The sequence below is a fragment of the Burkholderia sp. LS-044 genome, from assembly GCF_004803625.1.
GTDB lineage: Bacteria > Pseudomonadota > Gammaproteobacteria > Burkholderiales > Burkholderiaceae > Burkholderia > Burkholderia cepacia.
On record NZ_SSWO01000014.1, the window covers coordinates 83,737 to 103,020 of the forward strand.

Here is a 19,284-nt window from a genome sequence, read left to right on the forward strand (position 1 = left end):
TCGAGACACAAGGAGAATCCCGCCCACCACACCGGGCGGGGTACGCCGCGCTACACGACGTTCTTTTCGACGATCGGCCGGTTTTCCAGCACCCGCGCCCAGCCGAGCGACGACAGGTCGAGCGTGTCGTAACGCCCACCCAGAATGAGTTCGCTGACCCCGCGCCCCGTCGCCGGCCCTTGCTGCAGCCCGTGGCCGCTGTAGCCGTTCGCGAACACGACGTTGTCGAGGTCCGGGTGATACCCGATGATCGCGTTGTGGTCGAACACGTTGTACTCGTAGTACCCGGACCAGCAGTTCTCCACGCGCAGCGCCTCGAACTCCGGCACGCGGTTCGCGAGCGTCGGCCAGATCACCTCGTCGAACAGGTCGTGGTCGACTTCGTCGAGCGGCAGGTCGTCCGGATCGCGATCCGGGCTCGGCGACGTCCCGCAGATGTACGTGCGCCCTTCCGGCCGGAAATACACGCCGGTCGGGTCGATCAGCAGCGGGCAATCCGTGAGCCTGGCAGGCGACGACACGTTGAAGATGCTGCGGCGCCGCGCATGGACGGGGATGTCGATGCCCATCATCGACGACAGCGTGCGGGCCCACGCACCGGCCGCGTTGACGAGCGTGTCGCACGCATGGCGTTCGCCGTCGGCCGTGACCACATGCGTCACCTTGCGGCCGTCGCGCACCACCGCGGTCACGTCGGACGGCACGTAGCGCGCGCCCAGCGCCTGCGCCTTCTTGCGCAATGCCTGCACGAGCCCGTAGCCGTCGAACCAGCCTTCGCCGCTCACGCCATATGCGCCCGAGACGAGATCGTCGACGTTCAGCCACGGAAACTTCGCGCGCAGCGCATCGCGGTCCATCAGCCGGATATCCGCGCCGAGGCTCGTCTGCAGCGCATGGTTCTCGCGCAGCGTCGCGTCGCCGGCCGGCGTCGCGAGGAACAGGTAGCCGCCTTCGTGCAGGTCGATCGACGGCTGGTGGCCGTCCACTTCGAGCCGTTCGCCGATCGTGCGCAGGAAGTCGATGCCGAAAAGCGACATCTGGATCGACAGCGGCGTCGAGAACTGCTGGCGAATCGACGCGGCCGACAACGCCGACGACGATCTCGCATAGGTGGGGTCGCGCTCGATGACGGTCACGGATACCGTGGGATCGGTGGCGCGCAGGAAATAGGCGATCGAGCTGCCGATCACACCACCGCCGACAATGACGACTTGAGAACTCACGACTGACTCCAGTTGCACATGAAGGGCGCGGCCACCCGGCCGCGCCCGTGGGTTGTTCGTGCCGCGTCGCACGCGGCGTCGCGCGGGCGGACTCGTGCGGCTGCCGCACCGGCGTGCGCCGCGATCGCAACCGATCGCCGATGGCATTTCAGCACGTCCGGCAGCGCCGCGAAAGTCCGCGCGCGCCTGTTGCGTTCAATCCGCCGATTTCGTCGTGACGGGCTGCCACGCGGCGTTCTTCACCTCGTACAGCGTCGAGCTCGGGCTCTTCAGGTCGCCCGTGTTCGTGAACGCGATCGTGCCCGTGATGCCGTCGTAGCGCGTGCCCTTCAGCGCGCCGTTGAAATCGGCCGGCTTCGTCGAGTTCGCCTTCTGCATCGCGTTGATCGCGATCCACGTCGCGTCGTAGGCGAACGGCGCATACGCGAGCATGTCGACACCGTACTTCTGCCGGAATTTCGTTTCGAACGCCTTGCCCTTCGCGAGACGCGACAGCGGCTGCCCGTATTCCCACACGGCCGCGCCTTCCGCCGCATTGCCGGCCAGCTTGATGAAGTTCGCGTTCATCACGCCGCCGCCCGCGAGGAACTGCGCGCGGATGCCGAGCTGGCGCATGCGTTTCACGAGCATCGCGGCCTGCGCGTCGAGGCCGCCGAAGAACACGAGATCAGCGTTGGTGCTCTTGATCTTCGTGAGCTGCGCGCTGAAATCCACCGCCTTGTCGTTCGTGAATTCGCGCGCGACGATCGTGCCGCCGTTCGCCTTCACGGCCTTCTCGAATTCGTCGGCTTCGCCCTGGCCGAACGCGGTGCGGTCGTCGATGATCGCGATGCGCTTCGCCTTGGTCACGCTCGCCGCATAGGCGCCCGCGTTGCCGGCGTTCTGCGTATCGGTCGCGATCACGCGATACACGGTGCCGAGCCCGGCACGCGTGATGTCGGGATTGGTCGCCGACGGCGTGATCATCGGAATGCCGGCCTTCGCGTAGATCTTCGACGCGGGCAGCGTCGTGCCCGAATTGAAGTGGCCGATCACGACGGCCACCTGCGCGTCGGCGAGCTGCTGCGCGGCCTGCACGCCGGTGCGCGGATCGCTCTGGTCGTCCTGCGACGCGACGACGAACTTCACGGGCTTGCCGCCCACCGTCGGATGCGCGGCATTCGCCTCGTCGACGGCCATGCGCACGCCGTTCTCGATGTCCTTGCCGTAGGCGGCGCCGCCCCCCGTCAGCGGGCCGGCGACGCCGACCTTGACGACCGTCTCCTGCGCGTGGGCCGCGCTCGTCTGGAGCGCGAGAATCGCGGCGGTCAATGCGACGCCGGAAAGCGAACGAATGCGGAACGTCATGACAATCCTTGTTCTGGGGGCCGGGATGCAACGCGCGACCACCGCGCGTCGACACTCTCTCGCGTGCCGGTCGTCTCGTCCGCTACCGGGGCGTCGTGCGACGCACCTGGCCGGTCGATCGCCGCGGCTCCGTCTCCGAAGAGCCTTTCATCGCGAAAGAGGTGAATGGATTGTGGGTAGCCAATACCCGTGCAGCAAACGAAATATCGGAACTATGTAGTGAGGATTTGTCATCAAGTTCCGCATGCGCGGCCGGCCCGCGGCCCGCGCAGCCGTGAACCGCGGGCCGGCAGTTTTCATGGGAAGCTGCGCCGGCGCCCGTCCATCAAGGCCGGCCGTGGTCATGCCGGCAGCGCATCATCGTTGCGATGACGGCCCGGCCGGCCACCGCGACGCCCGTGGCGCCGCGTTATCGGTCAGTGCCGATCGGCGCCCGTCTGCTTGCGCGCCGCATCCGCCGCCTCGCCGGCCTGCTCCTGAAGCTTGCCGGCCTGCTGTTCGGCGACGCCTTCCGCTTCCGTCTTGCGGTCGCCCGTGACCTTGCCGAGCGCTTCCTTGACCGAACCCTTGACCTGCTTGAGCTTGCCTTCGATCCGATTCCTGTCCATGGTCGTCTCCTGCGATGGTTGGGGAGAACCGGCGGCATGACGGCCAGCGCCGCGCCGCCGAATGGACAGGATCGCAAGCGGGCGCCGCGCGCGGCAGATGCGGATGCACCAGCGCGCATGGTGCATTCGTACCGACGGCGTCAGTCCCTGCCGTTCTCGCCCGCCTTCGCGCCGCGCGTGCCGTTCGCGTCGGCCGCGCCGACGATTCCGCGTTCGCGCGCCCATACGATCGCCTCGCCGCGGCTGTGCACGTCGAGCTTCGCGTAGATCGTCGCGACGTGATTGCGCACGGTGTTCGGCGCGAGCCCGAGGCGGCCGGCGATTTCCTTGTCGGCGAGACCGTGGCACAGCAGGTCGAACACGTCGCGCTCGCGCGCGGTCAGGTCCGACAGTTGCGCGCCCGCATCCGGCGCGTTCGCGCGCCGCACGTTCGCCAGCTTCTCGATCAGCGTGCGGCTGAACCACGACGCATCCTGCATCGCCGTTTCGATCGCGTACACGAGTTCCATCTCCGTGCGCTTGCGATCGCTGATGTCGAGCAACGCGACGAGCAGGCAGTCGCGCCCGTGTATCGCGACGGGGTCGGCCGACACGACGCAATCGCGCACGTCACCATCGCGCGTGCGAATCTGCACGTCGGCGTTGCGCACGCTGCCGTCGCGCGCGAGCCGGCCTTCGATGCGCTGCCATGCGCCGCGTTCGGCCCACAACCCGATTTCCTCCGCGGATTTGCCGAGCAGGTCGTCCTGCGCATGGCCCGTCATCGCGGCGAACGCGCCGTTCACGTCGAGCAATTCGAAGCGGTCGGCCGTGACGATCGCGGTGGCGACCGGCGCCATCCGGAATGCCGTCGCGAAGCGTTCCTCGCTCTGCCGCAGCGCGCGCTCGGCCTGCTTGCGCGGCTCGAGATCCATGAACGTAAACAGCATGCATGCCTCGTCGTTCATGTCGATCGGCTGCCCGGCGACGACCACGGCCTTCGTGCTGCCGTCCGCGAGTTTCAGCACGGCCTCCATCTGCGGAATCGTCGCGCCTTCGCCGAGCCGCTCGATCGCGAGCTCGCGCCGTTCGGCCTGTTCGAGCACGTCGAGCTCGTACACCGAGCGGCCGAGCACGTCGTCGCGCGCGTGGCCGGTCATGTCCAGAAAACCCTGGTTGACCTTCACGTAGCGCAGGTCGTCGAGCCGGCAGATCACGGCCGGCGCCGGGTTCGCGTTGAAGGTGCGCTCGAAGCGCTCCTCGGCGCTCGCCCATTCGGTCGCGTCGTGCAGCACCAGCGCGAGGCAGTCGGGTTCGCCGGCCGCGTTCGTCAGCACGAGGCTGCGGATGCGGTGAACCCAGCTCACGGATTCGTCGGCGGCCGATTCCACTTCGACCGTCACGTCGCTGAACTCCTCGCCCGCGATCACGCGATCCATCGGATAGTGGCCGTCACGCACCGGATGGTTGTTCCGGTAGCGCAGCCGGAAGCGCTCGCGGTAATCGGTGACGGTCTCGCCGAGCGCCTTCAGCTCGGTCACGCCGTGCATCGCGAGCGCGGCCTCGTTCGCCCAGACGATCCGCTGGTCGGGTTCGACCAGGATCACGCCCTCGGTGAGCCCCGCGATGATCTGGTGCAGCTGGCGCCGGTCGGTATGCGACTTCAGCACCTGTTCGTTTACCTGTTCGTTCATCGAATGCTTGTCCATGTCGTCAGCATGACCGCCGGCCCGGTTGCCGCTTCGTCGACACGCGCCGGCCGGCGCGTGTGGCGATGATCGCGCGCCGCATCCGTGCGCGACAGGCGCGGATGCACTAACCGCCATAGTACATTCGCACCGCGTGCCGCCACCGTGCGGCATCCCGCCGATCCCGGAAGCATTCTCCGCGCCTGCTTTGCGCGCGCCGCACCCCGCGAGCGCACCACCTCCCCTTCACGACACCCCCGTGCAAACGCACTAGCCGATCAGGTGAATTTGCGCGATGCCCGTGCACGTTCGACCCGGTACGCTGGTTCTGCATCGGCGCTCATGCGCTGCCATCCGAACCGCAGAGGAGAAGCACGATGAAGCTGCATCAGACACCCGATCCGACGCGGCCCGAACCGCCGCCGGACAACCCGCCCGAACCGCCGCCCGGCACCGATCCGCCGGTTCCACTGCCGCCCGACGTGCCGCGCCCGGACATGCCGCCGCGCGAGCCCGGCTACGACACGCCGATCGCCGGGTAATGGAGTAACGCGGGAGTAACGCGCGGCACGATCCGTGCTCGACGATCGGTCCACTCACCCCATCAATCGAAGGAGAACATCAATGAACAAAATCTCGCACCTTTCGACACTGCTCGCCGTCAGCGCGGCTTTCCTGCTCGGCGCCGCGCCGCTCACGAACGCGGTTGCGCAGGACGCATCCACCGACAACGGCATGAAGACCGAATCGAACCAGCCCGTCACCGATACATGGATCACGACCAAGGTGAAGGGCGAGCTGGCCGCCACCGACGGCCTGAAGAGCGTCGACATCAGCGTGAAGACCGTCGACGGCGTCGTCACGCTGACCGGCGTGCTGCCGACGAAGACCGCCGTGAAGAAGGCGATCGCCGTGTCGCGCGCGGTCAAGGGCGTGAAGCACGTCGACGCATCCGGCCTGAAGGCGAAGGCCTGACCTCCCGGCGCGGCACGCCGCCGCGCTTTTTATCCCTGCACGACAAGGAGCACACGATGAACGAGGACAAGATCAAGGGCCAGTGGAAGCAGCTCACCGGCAAGCTGAAGGCCAAGTGGGGCAAGCTGACCGACGACGATCTGGCCGTCGCGGACGGCAATCGCGAGTATCTCGCCGGGAAGATCCAGGAACGGTACGGGATCGCCCGCGACGCGGCCGAGAAGCAGTTGAAGGAATTCGACCGCGAGCTGTGACGCGACAGCACATTCATGCAACCGCCGCGGCGCCGACGGCGTCGCGGCCACCAGGACCTACGACATGGGCAAATACCTGATCGCCTGGCTGCTCGGCGTGCCGGTCGGGCTGCTGGTGCTGTTCTTTCTGATCACGCACGTGTTCTGACGGCACGGGGCGCGGCATGGGCCGGCCGCTTTGCCGCTTTCCACTTTCCCCAACCACATCGATGACCGTGACGCCGCGATCCGGCATTCGCCCGATCGCGCGTATTGCGTTGCATCGCGGGCCGCCGCCCAACGCAAATCGGGCAGGACGCCCTTGCGCCCTGCCCGATCGGCTCATTTCTTCCGAAAGCGGCGTACCCCGCTTTCGCTTCGTTACTTCGCCGCGTTCGCCGTCATCTTGAAGATGCCCTGCGCGTTGCCCGCATCGAAACGCAGGTCGGTCACCCAGCGTCGCGCCGCCTGGTCGAACGTGCGCTTGCGCGTGATGAACTCGTAGAACGAGCCCGGCACGTTGCGCTTCACCGTGCCGCCGTCGCGTGTGCGGAACTCGCGCTCGACGGTGTCGGCACGATACGCGGTCTGGAACACGCGGCCCGAGCGCGAGCGCTCGACTTCCGGCTTCATCGGCCGGCCCTTCGCCTTCTCGTCGTCGGACAGCTTGAACACGTCGGCCACGCGATCGGTCGCATGGTTGAACGCGTTGCCTTCGGTCGCGATCCACGCCATTTCCGCCGATTCCATCAGCAGCGTTTCGTAGTCGAGTTCGTTCGGCACATCGTGCTGGCGCGCGAACGCACCGACGATCTCCGGCAGCAGTGCGTGCGCGGCGTCGAGCGACAACCAGCCTTCGCGCTCGACTTCCCACAGCAGCGCGACGGCCGCCGGCGACAGCGGATCGCGCGACGAGCTGACGACGTTCGTCACGGCCTGCTGGAATTCCTTCGAGAAACGTTCCGGATGCAGTTCGCTGACGAAGAACTGCGCGATTTCGTCCGGCGCGTCGTCATGCGCATACGCGCGGCCCGTCATGCCGAGCTTGTCGAGCGGGTAACGACCGTTCAGGCGGAAGCCGAGCGGACGCAGGATGCGCGTGAACGCGGCCTCGCCCGGCGGCAGCGCGCCCGTGTGCGGCCAGCGCACCGTGCGCAGCGCACCGTGGTCGAAATAGACCGAGCCGCCGCTTTCGATCGCGTCGGCCGTATACGCGCGGCCGTTCGCGGAACGCTCGAGCAGCCCTTCGAACAGCGCCATGTTCATCGCCTGCGCGATTTCCGCGCGCGTCACGACGCCGTCCTCCCATTCTTCGAGGATGGCCGGCATGTTCAGGGTCGAGAACAGGGCGTCGGTCTTCGCCTGTCCCAGCAGCTTCGTCAGCAAGCTCTCGATATTCGGATTGCGCATCAGGATTCTCGTCTCGGGGGACCGCCGGCAAACGTGCCGGCAACTCGTCGGCCGGCTGCCCAGCGGGCGCCTGACCTTGCGTGGGGAGCATTATTCAAAGGGTTGCAGCCGGGCGTAAAGCGAGATTAAATTGATACGTGATGAGTTTTTGGAATTATCAGCCGTTCCTCGGCCCCGCCTTCCGCCCGACGCCGCGCGGGCCTGACCGTCAGACGAATCGAACATCATGCGCAAATTCAAGATCCCCAACATGGGCGCGCTCGTGGCTTTCGAAGCCGCCGCCCGCCACGAGAGCTTCACGCACGCGGCCAAGGAGCTGTTCCTGACGGAAAGCGCGGTATCGCGCCAGATCGCGACGCTGGAAGCCAGCCTCGGCGTGCGGCTGTTCGCACGCGTGAAGCAGCGCGTCGTGCTGACGCGCGCCGGCAAGCTGTACGGCACGCAGGTGCGCCGCGCGCTGGAGGCGCTCGACCGCGACACGCTGTCGATCATCGCGCACGGCAGCGGCGGCGGCTACCTGGAGCTGGCGGTGCTGCCGACCTTCGCGTCGCACTGGCTGATCCCGCGCATCAAGAGCTTCTACGACCGCACGCCCGACGTGCGCGTGAACATGGGCAGCCGCACCGACCTGTTCTCGTTCGAGGACACGCACTTCGAGGCCGCGATCCACTACGGCAAGCCGACCTGGCCCGGTACGTCGTCCGACTACCTGTTCGGCGAGGAAGTCGTGCCGATCTGCTCGCCCGCGCTGCTCGACCGGCCCGTCGAGCGCGTCGAGGATCTGCTCGCCTACCCGCTGCTGCACTCGACGACGCGCCCCGGCGCGTGGGCGCAGTGGTTCGAGACGCACGGCGTCGAGGACATCCGCACGATGCAAGGCGTGCGCTACGAGCTGCACACGATGCTGATCAGCGCAGCGGCGGCCGGGCTCGGCGTCGCGCTCGTGCCGAAATTCTTCGTCGAGGAACAGTTGCAGCAGCTCGGCCTGGTGGTGCCGTGCGACGCGGCGACGGTCGGCGACTCCGCGTACTACCTCGTGTATCCGACGGAGTTCAGCCACAGCAAGCCGCTGGAGCTGTTTCGCGGCTGGCTGCTCGAGCAGGCGAGCGCGTATGCGGCGCCGGAGCGCGTGGAGGAGGATGCCGATCTGGAGGATGACGAGGACGTCGAGTAACGGCGCGGTGGCGTCAGCGTGCGGTGGCGTTGCAGGCATGCCGCGCCGGCACGCTGGCCTTGACGACTTTCACCAGCCGCGCGCTATCGGGCGTTTCCAGCCCCGGGCACGCGGTATACAGATCGCGGATCACGAGCGTCGCGCGCCCGTCGAGCAGGCAAACGCCGTGCGGCTGCGCGGCGGGCAGCCGCAGCCCGCGCCGCGCAACGTCCTGGTTCGTGAAAACGATCATGCCCGCACGTTGCGAGCGGTCGGGCAAGCGCATCGCCGACGCATCGTCGTCCTCGAACCACACGTCCGGCCCGATCGCTTCATCGTCGTAATCGACCGCGTAACGCCCCGACAGCGTGATCGTCCGGTCGACATGCACGGCATGGCATTCCGGCTCGGCATCGGCCAGGATCGGCTGCTCGCCCGCCGCGGCCGGGCCGCACGCCAGCAACAATACGGCGCACAACGTACGGGCGCGGCCGGTCAGGTTCGATACATCAAGCGCTTGGCGGATCATGGGGAGCGAAAGGCGGGCCATCGTGACGAGTGACGACGACCCGCATTGTCGCGCAACGCCCGCGTGATGCGCGTGACGAGCGTCACATATGCCACTTCACCGTCGCGGTGAGCGTGCGCGGGTCGCCGGGCATGTTGTACAGGTCGGCATTGCCGTGCGCGGCAATGAAGTAGCGACGATCGAACAGGTTGTCGAGCGTGAGTGTCACGTCGACCTTCTTGCTGCGATAGCCGGCGCCGAGATTGAACGTGGTGAACGACGGCAGCGTGACGAGATCGCTCGCCGACGTATAACGCGCCGACTGGAACTGCATGCCGGCCGCCGCATAGAAGCCGTACGGCAGCTCGCGCTTGATCCACAGGTTCGCGCTGTGGCGCGGCATCAGCCCGGGCGTGTTGCTCGCCACCGTGACGCCCGCTGCCGTCGATTGCGCCGAGCCGTCGACCGTCCCGTTCAGGTACGCGTAACCCGCATACACCGACCACTTCGGCGCGATCTCGCCGGTGAAGCCCAGCTCCATCCCGTGCACGTGCTGCGTGCCGATCGGCAGCGCGTAGCCGGGATTGTTCGGGTCGCCGATCTGCTGGTTGGTCTGGCGCATGTCGAACAGCGCGACGCTCGCCGTCGCCTTGCCGCCGAGGTCGAAGCGCGAGCCGACTTCATACGCGGTGGTCTTCTGCGGCGCGAGCGCGGCGCCGTTCGCGAACGCGCCGGCACTGATCAGCGTATCGGCGAGCGGCGAGAACGACTGGCTGAACGACCCGTACAGCGTCAGCCAGTCGAGCGGTTCGTAGATCAGGCCGACGCGCGGGCTCCACGCGTGATCGGTACGGTCGAGGTTGACGTTCGACGACGTGTAGTCGTGGCGGATCTGGTTCAGGTAGTCGAAACGCAGCCCCGCGAGCACCTTCCAGTGCTCGGTCAGCGAGATCAGGTCCTGCGCATAGACGCCCGCGAGCCCGATGACGGTCGACGCATTCGTCTTCGCCCGCGCGCCGGTCGGCACGCCGGGCAGGATCACCTGCTGCGGATTGAACAGATCGTAGGTCGCGACCTTCGACACGCTGTAGATCGTGTCGAACTTCTGCTGCTGCGACAGCTCGAGCCCGTACAGCAGTTCGTGGCGCATGCCGAACAGCGAGGTCTTCTGCGTGAGCTCGAACAGGCCGTCGATGCCGTGGTCGGTGCGCTGGCGCGTCGACTGGTCGAGCGTCACGACCGGGTGCGCGGCGATCTTGATCGGCTCGTACGTCACGTAGTTCTTGCGTTCGAGCGAGAAGTCGTACGCGCGGATCGCGCCGTGAAACGACAGCGAATCGCTGAAGCGGTGATCGAGCGACACCGTCGCGCTCTTCGCGGAGATGTCGTTGTACGAGCTGTTCGCCGCGTCGGCCGAGCCGTAATACGTGTTGATCGGCACGTCGACCGGCCGGCCGCGATACGCTGGCAGGCCCTGGTCGGACGTGCGGCGGTCGTGCAGGTAGTCGAATTCGACGTTCAGCACCGTGTCGCGGTCGAGCTTGAACTGCGCGGACGGCGCGATCGCCTGGCGGTTGAGCTGGAATTGGTCGCGGAAACTGTTCGAGTTCTCGGCCGCGCCGGTCATGCGAAAACGCGCCGCATCGTTCGCGTTCCAGCCGAGGTCGAATTCGCCGCGCCGCTCGCCGCGCGTGCCGAGCGTCACGCCGACGTCGCGCACCGGGTTCGCTTCCGGCCGCTTCAGCACGCGATTCACGATGCCGCCCGCCGAGCCGCGCCCGTACAGCACGGCCACCGGCCCCTTCAGCACCTCGACGCGATCGACGTTCGACAGGTCGCGGTAGTACAGCGCGTCGTCGCGGATGCCGTCGACGTACTGGTCCGTGATGCTGTTGAAGCCGCGGATCGTGATCTGGTCGCGCTGGCCGTCGCCGACCGAAAAACCGATGCCCGGCACGTTGCGCAGCGCATCCTGCATCGACGTCGCGTTCTGGTCCTCGATCACTGCGTGCGGAACGACGTTCACCGTCTGCGGCACGTCCATCAGCGACATGTCGGTCTTGGTCGCCGCGCGCGAGCGGCCGCCGTCGTACGACGCATGCTCGGCAGCCGCATTGACGGAGATCGCGGGCAGGGTCGCCGCGGTGTCGCTCGCCTGCGCGAACGAGGTGCGTGCGCCGGCCAGCGACGTGGCGATCAGAAGCGCATGGCAGGCGCTCTTGTTGAGTTTCATCGTGAACGTAGGGGCTGAAGGAAAAACGGCGAACGAAAACGCATCCGGCCGACGCGCGCATCACGCGGCGAATCGACCGACGAAGCGTTCCGTGAAGGAGACGATGCGCGGGGGATCTCCCCGTCGCATCCGCCGGCCGACGCACAGCCGGCGCGGGTGGCTGCCGGCCGGCGGAACCGGCTCGAAACGAGCCGCGACGTTCTGTCGCGACTTGTAACGGAGCGAAATATTAAACGAGAATGATTCGTGTTTTTAGTAATTTTTCGACGTGTCGCCTGCCCGCAACGTGCATGCGCCCGGCGCTCCGTATTCCTGACGAATACCTTTCCGCTTCAAGCTTTTGTGCGGCCCGAACGTAATTGAAACGAAAGAATTCCATCTCCCCCATCGGGCGATGAAGGACCGGGTGCCAGGCGGGATTCGGGATTTGACGACGAAGAGACTGGAGAGGATCACGAAGCATCCGTCGAAGCAGACGGCATGCATTCGAAGTCCGGTGCGCGCCGGACCGGGCAACCCCGACCCGGCGCTCCGGGCAGCCGACCTCGCATCGGCAGTGCGGCGGATTTTCTTCTGTTCTTCACTCCGTGTGCTCTCAGGTTCACTTCATTTTTTTCTTCGCCGCGCCGAGCCATTATCCGCGCAATCCGGCCACAGGGAAACGTTTGCGGGTGCCTGTGGCGTCTTATACCAAGCATTCGGCAACAGTCTTTCCGGATGCTTTCAATGCATGCGGCACGATTCGGCAAATCTTGCATTCATGCCGGCGTTCCTTTTTAATGGAACTGGTTCCATTCGCTGATTCGGCCATGTTTCCCCGTGACGCTTCGTCGTGCGCGCGTCATCATGCCGATTCAGGATCGAGGATCGCTCAGCTCAGGATTCGCATCGCCCGTCCTTCCCGGACACCCCGTCAAACGAGACCGTCATGCCCGATTCCGCTTCCCTGCAACAGCTGTTTCCCGCCTTTCAGGACATTCCCGCCGAGTACCGGCTCGCTTCGCCGATCCACCAGCGCGTGTCGCTCGTCGACGGCGAATTGCGCCCGTGGGACGGCGCGACCAAGACCGTGCTGTCGCCCGTGTGCGTGCGACAGGCGGACGGCAGCGTCGAGCAGGTCGATATCGGCAGCTATCCCGTGATGGGCGAGCCGGAAAGCGACGCGGCGCTCGACGCCGCGGTGCGCGCATACGACTCGGGCCGCGGCGAGTGGCCGACGATGAAGGTCGAGCAGCGCATCGCGTGCATGCAGGACTTCATCAAGCGGATGGTCGCGCAGCGCGAGCTGGTGGTGAACCTAATCATGTGGGAGATCGGCAAGAGCCTCGCCGATTCGCAGAAGGAGTTCGACCGCACCGTCACATACATGACGCAGACGATCGACGCGCTGAAGGAGCTCGACAACGCGAACTCGCGCTTCGTGATCGCGGAAGGCACGATCGGCCAGATCCGCCGCACGCCGCTCGGCGTCGTGCTGTGCATGGGCCCGTACAACTATCCGCTGAACGAGACCTTCGCGACGCTGATTCCCGCGCTGCTGATGGGCAACACCGTGGTGTTCAAGCCGCCGCAATACGGCACGCTGCTGTTCGAGCCGCTGCTCGAGGCGTTCCGCGACGCGTTCCCGAAGGGCGTGATCAACACGATCTACGCGCCCGGCGCGGTGGTCGTGCCGCACATGCTCGCGTCGGGCAAGATCAACGTGCTCGCGCTGATCGGCTCGAGCAAGGTGGCCGACCACCTGAAGAAGCAGCACCCGAAGTCGCACCGCCTGCGCGCGATCCTCGGCCTCGACGCGAAGAACGCGGCGATCGTGCTGCCCGACGCCGATCTCGACCTCACCGTGAAGGAGTGCCTGCTCGGTGCGCTGTCGTTCAACGGCCAGCGCTGCACCGCGCTGAAGATGCTGCTCGTGCACCGCTCGATCGTCGACGAATTCCTGAAGCGCTTCACCGCCGCGCTCGAGCAGTTGAAGATCGGCATGCCGTGGGAGAAGGGTGTCAGCATCACGCCGCTGCCCGGCATGCATCGCACGGCCTACATGACGGACGCGATCGACGACGCGAAGGCGAAGGGCGCACAGGTCGTCAACCATTCGGGCGGCGAGTTCAGCAAGACGCTGTTCTATCCGGCCGTCGTGTACCCGGTGTCGGAAGGGATGAAACTGTACCGCGAGGAACAGTTCGGGCCGATCATTCCGGTCGCGCCGTTCGACGACGTCGAGACGGCGCTCGACTACGTGACGACGTCGGATCACGGCCAGCAGGTCAGCATCTTCGGCTCCGATCCGGTGCAGATCGGCGCGCTCGTCGATCCGCTCGTGAACCAGGTGTGCCGCGTGAACCTCAACTGCCAGTGCCAGCGCGGGCCGGACGTGTTCCCGTTCGCGGGCCGCAAGGATTCGGCGGAAGGCACGCTGTCGGTGAGCGACGCGCTGCGCGCGTTCTCGATCCGCTCGATGGTCGCGGCGAAGCAGACCGACAGCAGCAAGCAGCTGCTCGATTCGATCGTGTCGGATCACACGTCGAAGTTCATCAACACGGGCTTCATTTTCTGAGTACGGCGGCCGCGCGGCACGGCTCGCTCACCCGCGAGCCGCTTGCGCCGGCCGTGCGCCCGCATGGCCGTCGCATGCGCTACACGTTCGACACCAGCAGCCGAATCCCCGCCACGCCGAACACGACGGCGAGACACGCTTCCATCGCGCGCCGGCCGCGCACGTACAGCCGGCGCGCGCCGTTCATCGAGAACACGAGCGCATAACCGCCGAATACCAGGCACCCGATCACGAGGCAACCCGGCACGACGGCGCCGTGCGACGCGCCCGCGCCATTCGACGACAGCGCGACGATCGACACCCACACAAGGATCGCCTTGGGATTGGTCAGGTGCAGCATTGCGCCGCGTACGTAGAAACGCGACAGCCGTTGCTCGCCCGCTGCGTTCAGCGACGTCGCCGCCTTGCCCGACCATGCCGTGCGCCCCGACTTGAATGCCAGCCACATCAGGTACAACCCGCCGAAGATCTTGATCGCGACCAGCAGCTTCGACCACGCCAGCAGCGCGGCCGACACGCCGAGCGCCGCCACCGTCGCCCAGACCATCGACCCTGAAATCACGCCGAGCGCAAACGCGAGCGCCGCCTTGCGGCCCTGGTTCGCGGCGACCGACATGATCGCGAGATTGCTCGGCCCGGGGCTGGCCGTCCCGATGAAATAGGCCGTGTAGGCCAACAGCAGGTTGGCCGAGAAAAAAGCGTGGACGCTCATGTCGAACCTCGCAGGGATGATCAGCGCATTGTTGGCAAACGCGTGCCGTCTGCCCATGGACAATTGGCCGGCAATTCGCTGGGCCAGTTGGACAGGTCGTGCAGCCGGCTCGCCGTGGGCGAATCCGTCTCGGTTTTGAAACACCCGTCACATTCGCCGCCGGTTTTCGCCGGCCGCGGCGGCCATCCCGCAGCGCCGCCTCCGGCCGGCCGAACGCCTGACAGGCGCAGGCGGCAGGCGCGCGGCTGCCCGTTTCGTCGGCCCGCCATGGAACGCGCGACGCAATTTATCCCCGCGTTACGTTACATCCGTGAAGCATTTCGCTTCGCCGGACCGCCCCGCGCACCCGACATGCATCGCGCCGCGCAGGTAGATGGCCTCCTCGATCGCCGCCACGATCCAGTACCGGCGGGACTCGCCGCCCTGCATCGCCCCGTCGCTCGACATTGCTCGACAATCGCCCCGCCGAGCTGGTACGGAACCTGCGTTCCATTCGGGCGAGACAGCCGCGCCGGTCATCGCGCGGACACAAACCCACCCTCGGGCGCGTCCAGCGGATACGCCCGAACGATTCGCGCAAGCAACGAGGCCCTTCATGGATGCGCTGCCCAATTCGTCCGACACGTCGTTCCAGCTCTTTCTCGCGAAACTGCTCGAACAGCCGTTGCCCGACTGGACCGAAAAACAGCAGATGGAACTCGAGATGGCGCGCTCGCTGTCGACCGAAATGGTCCACCTCGCCGAGGACATGCGCGGCCGCACGCCCGATCTCGCACGCTGCCTCGTGCTGCTCCGCTACGCGAAGGTGCTCGACTTCATGCTGACGTCGCTCGCCGCGCATCGCGACATTCATCCGCAGACGCTGCGCACGCTGTTCCGCCTCGCGAACCTGAAAGTCGACGATGCGTATCCGGCCTGAGCCGGCGCGACGCAGCGGCTGCCGCCGGCGGCAAGCACGGCCACGGCGGCCATTCCCGATCCGCGCGCATGCCCGATAATCTCGCCGCATGAGCATCAGGAACCGGACATCCCGGCTGGCCGGCGCGCTCGGCGTGTTCGTGAAACGCTACGGGCGCAAGGCTCAAAAACATCTCGACCCGAACGATCGCCGCTACGATCGCGACGTCGAGCGGGCGATGCGGCGCATGTCGCCCGCCGACCTGTCCGATCTGCTCGCCGGCGATGACGACACCGCGAACGACACCCGGGCCGGTTTCGCCGACCCGAGACACACGCCGTGAACGCCGCCGACTTCGACCGGATCTGGCCGGCCATCTGCGACACCCCGGCCTGGTCGGTGACGAAAGGCCAGGGCAGCTTTCTCACGTTCGAATTCGGGCAGCCCGCGCTGCATGTCAGGGAGCCGCTCGCCGGCTCGCCCGGCCTGTCCGCGGCATCCCGGGACAGGCTCGCGTCGCGGCACGTGACGGTCGCCGGCAGCGGGCATCTGTGGATCTGCTACTGCCACTGGTCGATCGCGCTCGACGGTCTCGAACTCGCGCACAGCGAATCCCGCTCCGGCGACATCGCCGCCGCCGCGCAACGTCTCGACGGACAGATCCTGCAATCGATCGCGCCGCGCGCCCAGCCGGGCTCGTGGGCGTTCGACTTCGACCTCGGCGGCAAGCTGACGACCTGGCCGTACGGCGACGACCCGGCCGACGAACAGTGGCATCTCTACGACCGGCGCTCGGGCAACGTGCTCACTGCCCGCGCGGACGGCACCTGGTCGTACGGCCCGGCGAACGCGCCGCCGGAAAGCGGATCGCCCGGTTCCGGATAGCCGCCGCGCGCGCGCCGCATCCGCTTCCGGCAGCACGCCGGGCTGATGCCGTGCATCAGCGTGACGAGCGGCCCCGCACCGCAAACGGAGGTACAATCGCGCGCCATGAACGCACTTCGCCGCTTCCTGCTCCGGCCAGGCGTCGCGCGACAGCTTCTGTGGGGGTTCCTCCTCGTGACGCTGCTGTCCCGCGCGCTGATGTCGGGCGCCGTGATGCTCGATCCGGACGGTCCGGATGCGGGCTCGGTGGTGCTGTGTTCGGGCCGCGGCCCGCTGATCGTCGACGTGGCCGCGCTGGCTGCCCGTTTCGATGCCGGCGCGCCGATCACGCCGGCCAACGATGCGCTCGCGCTCGCCGATGCGCTCAAGCATGACGCGCACGCCGACAACCCGGCTTCTGCCGGAGGCGGCGACAGCCTGTGCGCATTCGGCGCCGCGCTGTTCACGGCGCTCGCGTCGTTCGTGCTGCTGGTGCTGCTGTTTCCGGCCGCCGTACCGCGGCGCTTCCGGATTCACGTCGCCTCTCTTCCGTTCGTGCGATCGATCTTCGACGATCGCCCGCCTTCCCGCGCGCCTCCCCTGTTCTGCTGACGGTTCCGCCTCGCGGCCCGCGCACATCGATATGCACGGGCCTGCACGCCGTTCGTCTCATACGACCTGATTCAAGCGTTCATCCGCCTGCCCGCACCGCGCGGGCGACGCCGTCATGCGCACCGTCCGCGCATGGCGCCGCGCCGCCCGCTCCGTCGCTGCGCGCAGGCGGGCGCAATGCACGTTGACGTCCGCCGGCACGCGCCGGCGTGGCCGCTCAACGAACACGAGGAGCTGACACCATGTCGACCACCGTCGAGCGGGCCCTCTCGCCCGCCCATTCCGCCCACGCGGGTTACCGGACGCTCTGGCGCTGGCACTTCTATGCCGGCCTGTTCGTCATGCCTTTCCTGGTGATCCTCGCGATCACGGGCACGCTGTATTGCTTCCAGCCGCAGATCGAGCCGCTGCTGTATCCGCACCGGCTCGTCGTCGAGCCGCGTGCCACGCCGCGCCTCGATCCCGACGCGCTGCTCGCTCGCGCGCGCACCGCGATGCCGGCCGGCGCGACGCCGGTTTCCGTCCAGGTCTCGACGGCGCCGGACCGCAGCGCCGAATACGTGTTCCGGCTGCGCGACGGCAGCCGCGAGAGCGTGTACGTGAACCCGTACGACGGCAACGTGCTCGGCACGCTGAGCGTCGAGAACCGCTTCATGCAGATCGACCGGATGCTGCATCGCAAGCTGCTGCTCGGCAAGACGGGCGAACTGCTGATGGAGCTCGCCGCGTGCTGGACCTTCGTGATGATCGGCACCGGCATCGCACTGTGGTGGCCGCGCGGCACGGCGCGCGTCGGGCGCGCATTGCGGCCCGACCTGTCGCTGCGCGGCCGGCCGCTGTGGAAAAACCTCCACGCGACGGCCGGCATCTGGCTCGCGGCCGGCACGGTGGCATTCATCCTGACGGGGCTGCCGTGGTCGGGTTCGTGGGGCAAGAACTTCAAGGCGCTGGCCGCGACCGTGAACCTCGGCGCGCCGGAAGGCGCATGGGGCGGCGCGTCGGTGCGCTCGACGCGCCCGGGTGCCGCTGCGGCGCTCGAGCGTGCGCCTGCGCAGGCCGCCGCGCCGTCCGGCCATCACCACGAATCCGGCGAGTCGATGCCGGGGATGGTGATGGACGACCTGCCGTTGCCGCAAACGCCCTGGGCGGTCGGCAACGTGCCCGTCCCGCATTCGCCGTCGGCGCCGACCCCGGCCCCGCTGCCGCTGGCCCGCGCGATCGCGATCGTCGCGGGCCTCGGCGTGACGAGCGGCTACACGCTCGCGCTGCCGTCCGGCGCGGACGGCGTGTTCACCGCGTCGTACTTCCCCGACGACCCGCAGGCCGAGCGGACGATCTACCTCGACCAGTACAGCGGCGCCGTGTTGAAGGACATCCGCTACGACGACTACGGCGCGGTATCGCGCGCCGTGTCGTATGGCACGTCGCTGCACATGGGCCGCTACTTCGGGCTCGCGAACCAGATCGTCTGCGCTGTGTTGTCGCTCGGGCTGGCCGCGATGGCCGTCACCGGCACCGTGATGTGGTGGAAACGGCGCCCGGCCGGCAAGCTCGGCGCGCCGTCGCGCGAACGCGGCACGCCGCCGATGCGCGGCTGGATCGCGGGGCTCGTGCTGCTCGGCATCGTCTTTCCGCTGATGGGCGCGACGATCGTCGCGGTCTGGTTGATCGACCGTCTGCTGTTCGGCCGTGCGGCACGCGCGGCAGCCTGATTCGTCGCGCGCCGGCGCACGCCGCGCGCCGACACGGCAAGCCCGGGCCACGGCGTGGCTCGGGCTGTTCGCGCTCGTGCTCGCGCTCGTCGCGCCGCTGATCTCGCAACTGCGGGCGAGCGCATCCGAATCCGTTAGCGGCCTGCCGGCCGCGCCGATCTGCTCGGCAACCGGCAATACGCTCGTGACGCACGCGGAACCGCATGCGCCCGCCGATGCGCATTTCGAACGCTGCGGCTATTGCGGCCTGCTCGCCGGCCATCCGCCGTTGCAGTACGCGGCGTTCCTGTCCGCCGCCCCGGCCGTGCGGCATGCGCCGCCCGCGCCGCCGATCCCCGCCGGCCGCGCCCCGTCGAAGCGCTACGCGCTCGCCGCCCGCGGGCCGCCCTCCTCCCGCGCCTGACGCACCTCGCGACCGCGTCGCCGCACATCGCGCGGCGCCGTCCGCTTCGCCTGCCCGCCCTGCCGGTGTCCGATGCCGAGCCTGCGCGCGTGACCACGCGCGGCGGCCGACGCCGCGCATGGGGCGCATCGTGTCCGTTTCATCATCGTCACCCCAACCATACGTACAA

At 67.6% G+C, this 19,284-nt stretch carries 19 protein-coding genes; 11 read left to right on the forward strand and 8 right to left on the reverse strand.

What is annotated here, in order from left to right; genetic code table 11:
• Window positions 1–50 precede the first annotated feature (50 nt).
• The 4 genes from E9536_RS29730 to E9536_RS29750 all read right to left on the reverse strand — a co-directional run bounded on the left by E9536_RS29730 (window position 51) and on the right by E9536_RS29750 (window position 4,851).
• Window positions 51–1,223, reverse strand: coding sequence for an FAD-binding oxidoreductase (locus E9536_RS29730; protein ID WP_134256425.1), 1,173 nt, complete (start codon window positions 1,221–1,223; stop codon window positions 51–53).
• Window positions 1,224–1,418: 195 nt separating this feature from the next.
• A complete protein-coding gene (locus tag E9536_RS29735; RefSeq protein ID WP_124839434.1) occupies window positions 1,419–2,570 on the reverse strand; it encodes a branched-chain amino acid ABC transporter substrate-binding protein in 1,152 nt (383 codons plus the stop codon).
• Window positions 2,571–2,986: 416 nt separating this feature from the next.
• Window positions 2,987–3,178, reverse strand: coding sequence for a CsbD family protein (locus E9536_RS29745; protein WP_027790671.1), 192 nt, complete (start codon window positions 3,176–3,178; stop codon window positions 2,987–2,989).
• A 140-nt stretch (window positions 3,179–3,318) separates the two neighbouring features.
• Window positions 3,319–4,851: a PAS domain S-box protein gene (locus E9536_RS29750; protein ID WP_136471746.1), complete on the reverse strand. Its 1,533-nt coding sequence runs from the start codon at window positions 4,849–4,851 to the stop codon at window positions 3,319–3,321.
• A 371-nt stretch (window positions 4,852–5,222) separates the two neighbouring features.
• Here E9536_RS29750 and E9536_RS41620 point away from each other — a divergent pair, with 371 nt between their 5' ends.
• The 3 genes from E9536_RS41620 to E9536_RS29760 all read left to right on the forward strand — a co-directional run bounded on the left by E9536_RS41620 (window position 5,223) and on the right by E9536_RS29760 (window position 6,074).
• The gene (locus E9536_RS41620; RefSeq protein ID WP_021162615.1) at window positions 5,223–5,387 is read left to right on the forward strand and encodes a hypothetical protein; all 165 of its coding nucleotides are present in this window, start codon (window positions 5,223–5,225) and stop codon (window positions 5,385–5,387) included.
• Window positions 5,388–5,469: 82 nt separating this feature from the next.
• On the forward strand, window positions 5,470–5,820 hold the full coding sequence (locus E9536_RS29755; protein WP_060085676.1) for a BON domain-containing protein: 351 nt from the start codon (window positions 5,470–5,472) through the stop codon (window positions 5,818–5,820).
• A 56-nt stretch (window positions 5,821–5,876) separates the two neighbouring features.
• Window positions 5,877–6,074: a CsbD family protein gene (locus E9536_RS29760; protein ID WP_021162617.1), complete on the forward strand. Its 198-nt coding sequence runs from the start codon at window positions 5,877–5,879 to the stop codon at window positions 6,072–6,074.
• 360 nt (window positions 6,075–6,434) lie between these two features.
• Here E9536_RS29760 and E9536_RS29765 read toward each other — a convergent pair whose 3' ends face one another.
• Window positions 6,435–7,463 (reverse strand): DUF1338 domain-containing protein, encoded by a 1,029-nt coding sequence (locus E9536_RS29765; protein WP_060312360.1) that lies wholly within the window; start codon window positions 7,461–7,463, stop codon window positions 6,435–6,437.
• A gap of 226 nt (window positions 7,464–7,689) precedes the next feature.
• Here E9536_RS29765 and E9536_RS29770 point away from each other — a divergent pair, with 226 nt between their 5' ends.
• Entirely contained in the window at window positions 7,690–8,637 is a 948-nt protein-coding gene (locus E9536_RS29770) for a LysR family transcriptional regulator (RefSeq protein WP_027789767.1), read from the forward strand.
• A 13-nt stretch (window positions 8,638–8,650) separates the two neighbouring features.
• Here the strand turns inward: E9536_RS29770 and E9536_RS29775 are convergent, their stop codons facing one another.
• Entirely contained in the window at window positions 8,651–9,145 is a 495-nt protein-coding gene (locus E9536_RS29775) for a hypothetical protein (protein ID WP_247873533.1), read from the reverse strand.
• An 82-nt stretch (window positions 9,146–9,227) separates the two neighbouring features.
• Complete coding sequence (locus tag E9536_RS29780; RefSeq protein WP_136471748.1) at window positions 9,228–11,357, reverse strand: TonB-dependent siderophore receptor; 2,130 nt, start codon at window positions 11,355–11,357, stop codon at window positions 9,228–9,230.
• Window positions 11,358–12,285: 928 nt separating this feature from the next.
• On the opposite strand from E9536_RS29780, the gene E9536_RS29785 reads away from it, so the two are divergent.
• Complete coding sequence (locus E9536_RS29785; protein ID WP_124839436.1) at window positions 12,286–13,914, forward strand: NADP-dependent glyceraldehyde-3-phosphate dehydrogenase; 1,629 nt, start codon at window positions 12,286–12,288, stop codon at window positions 13,912–13,914.
• 79 nt (window positions 13,915–13,993) lie between these two features.
• Here E9536_RS29785 and E9536_RS29790 read toward each other — a convergent pair whose 3' ends face one another.
• Window positions 13,994–14,626, reverse strand: coding sequence for a LysE family translocator (locus E9536_RS29790; protein WP_059687693.1), 633 nt, complete (start codon window positions 14,624–14,626; stop codon window positions 13,994–13,996).
• A 595-nt stretch (window positions 14,627–15,221) separates the two neighbouring features.
• Here E9536_RS29790 and E9536_RS29795 point away from each other — a divergent pair.
• The 6 genes from E9536_RS29795 to E9536_RS29820 all read left to right on the forward strand — a co-directional run bounded on the left by E9536_RS29795 (window position 15,222) and on the right by E9536_RS29820 (window position 19,115).
• On the forward strand, window positions 15,222–15,545 hold the full coding sequence (locus E9536_RS29795) for a hypothetical protein (protein WP_021162626.1): 324 nt from the start codon (window positions 15,222–15,224) through the stop codon (window positions 15,543–15,545).
• Window positions 15,546–15,633: 88 nt separating this feature from the next.
• Window positions 15,634–15,867: a hypothetical protein gene (locus E9536_RS29800; protein WP_136471750.1), complete on the forward strand. Its 234-nt coding sequence runs from the start codon at window positions 15,634–15,636 to the stop codon at window positions 15,865–15,867.
• Entirely contained in the window at window positions 15,864–16,409 is a 546-nt protein-coding gene (locus E9536_RS29805; protein WP_059692811.1) for a hypothetical protein, read from the forward strand. Before E9536_RS29800 ends, E9536_RS29805 begins: the two co-directional genes overlap by 4 nt.
• A gap of 105 nt (window positions 16,410–16,514) precedes the next feature.
• Window positions 16,515–17,000, forward strand: a complete 486-nt coding sequence (locus E9536_RS29810; protein ID WP_027789774.1) for a hypothetical protein — start codon at window positions 16,515–16,517, stop codon at window positions 16,998–17,000.
• Between the two features lie 242 nt (window positions 17,001–17,242).
• Window positions 17,243–18,712, forward strand: coding sequence for a PepSY domain-containing protein (locus tag E9536_RS29815; protein WP_136471752.1), 1,470 nt, complete (start codon window positions 17,243–17,245; stop codon window positions 18,710–18,712).
• Window positions 18,690–19,115 (forward strand): DUF2946 domain-containing protein, encoded by a 426-nt coding sequence (locus tag E9536_RS29820; protein ID WP_136471754.1) that lies wholly within the window; start codon window positions 18,690–18,692, stop codon window positions 19,113–19,115. Before E9536_RS29815 ends, E9536_RS29820 begins: the two co-directional genes overlap by 23 nt.
• Window positions 19,116–19,284 lie beyond the last annotated feature (169 nt).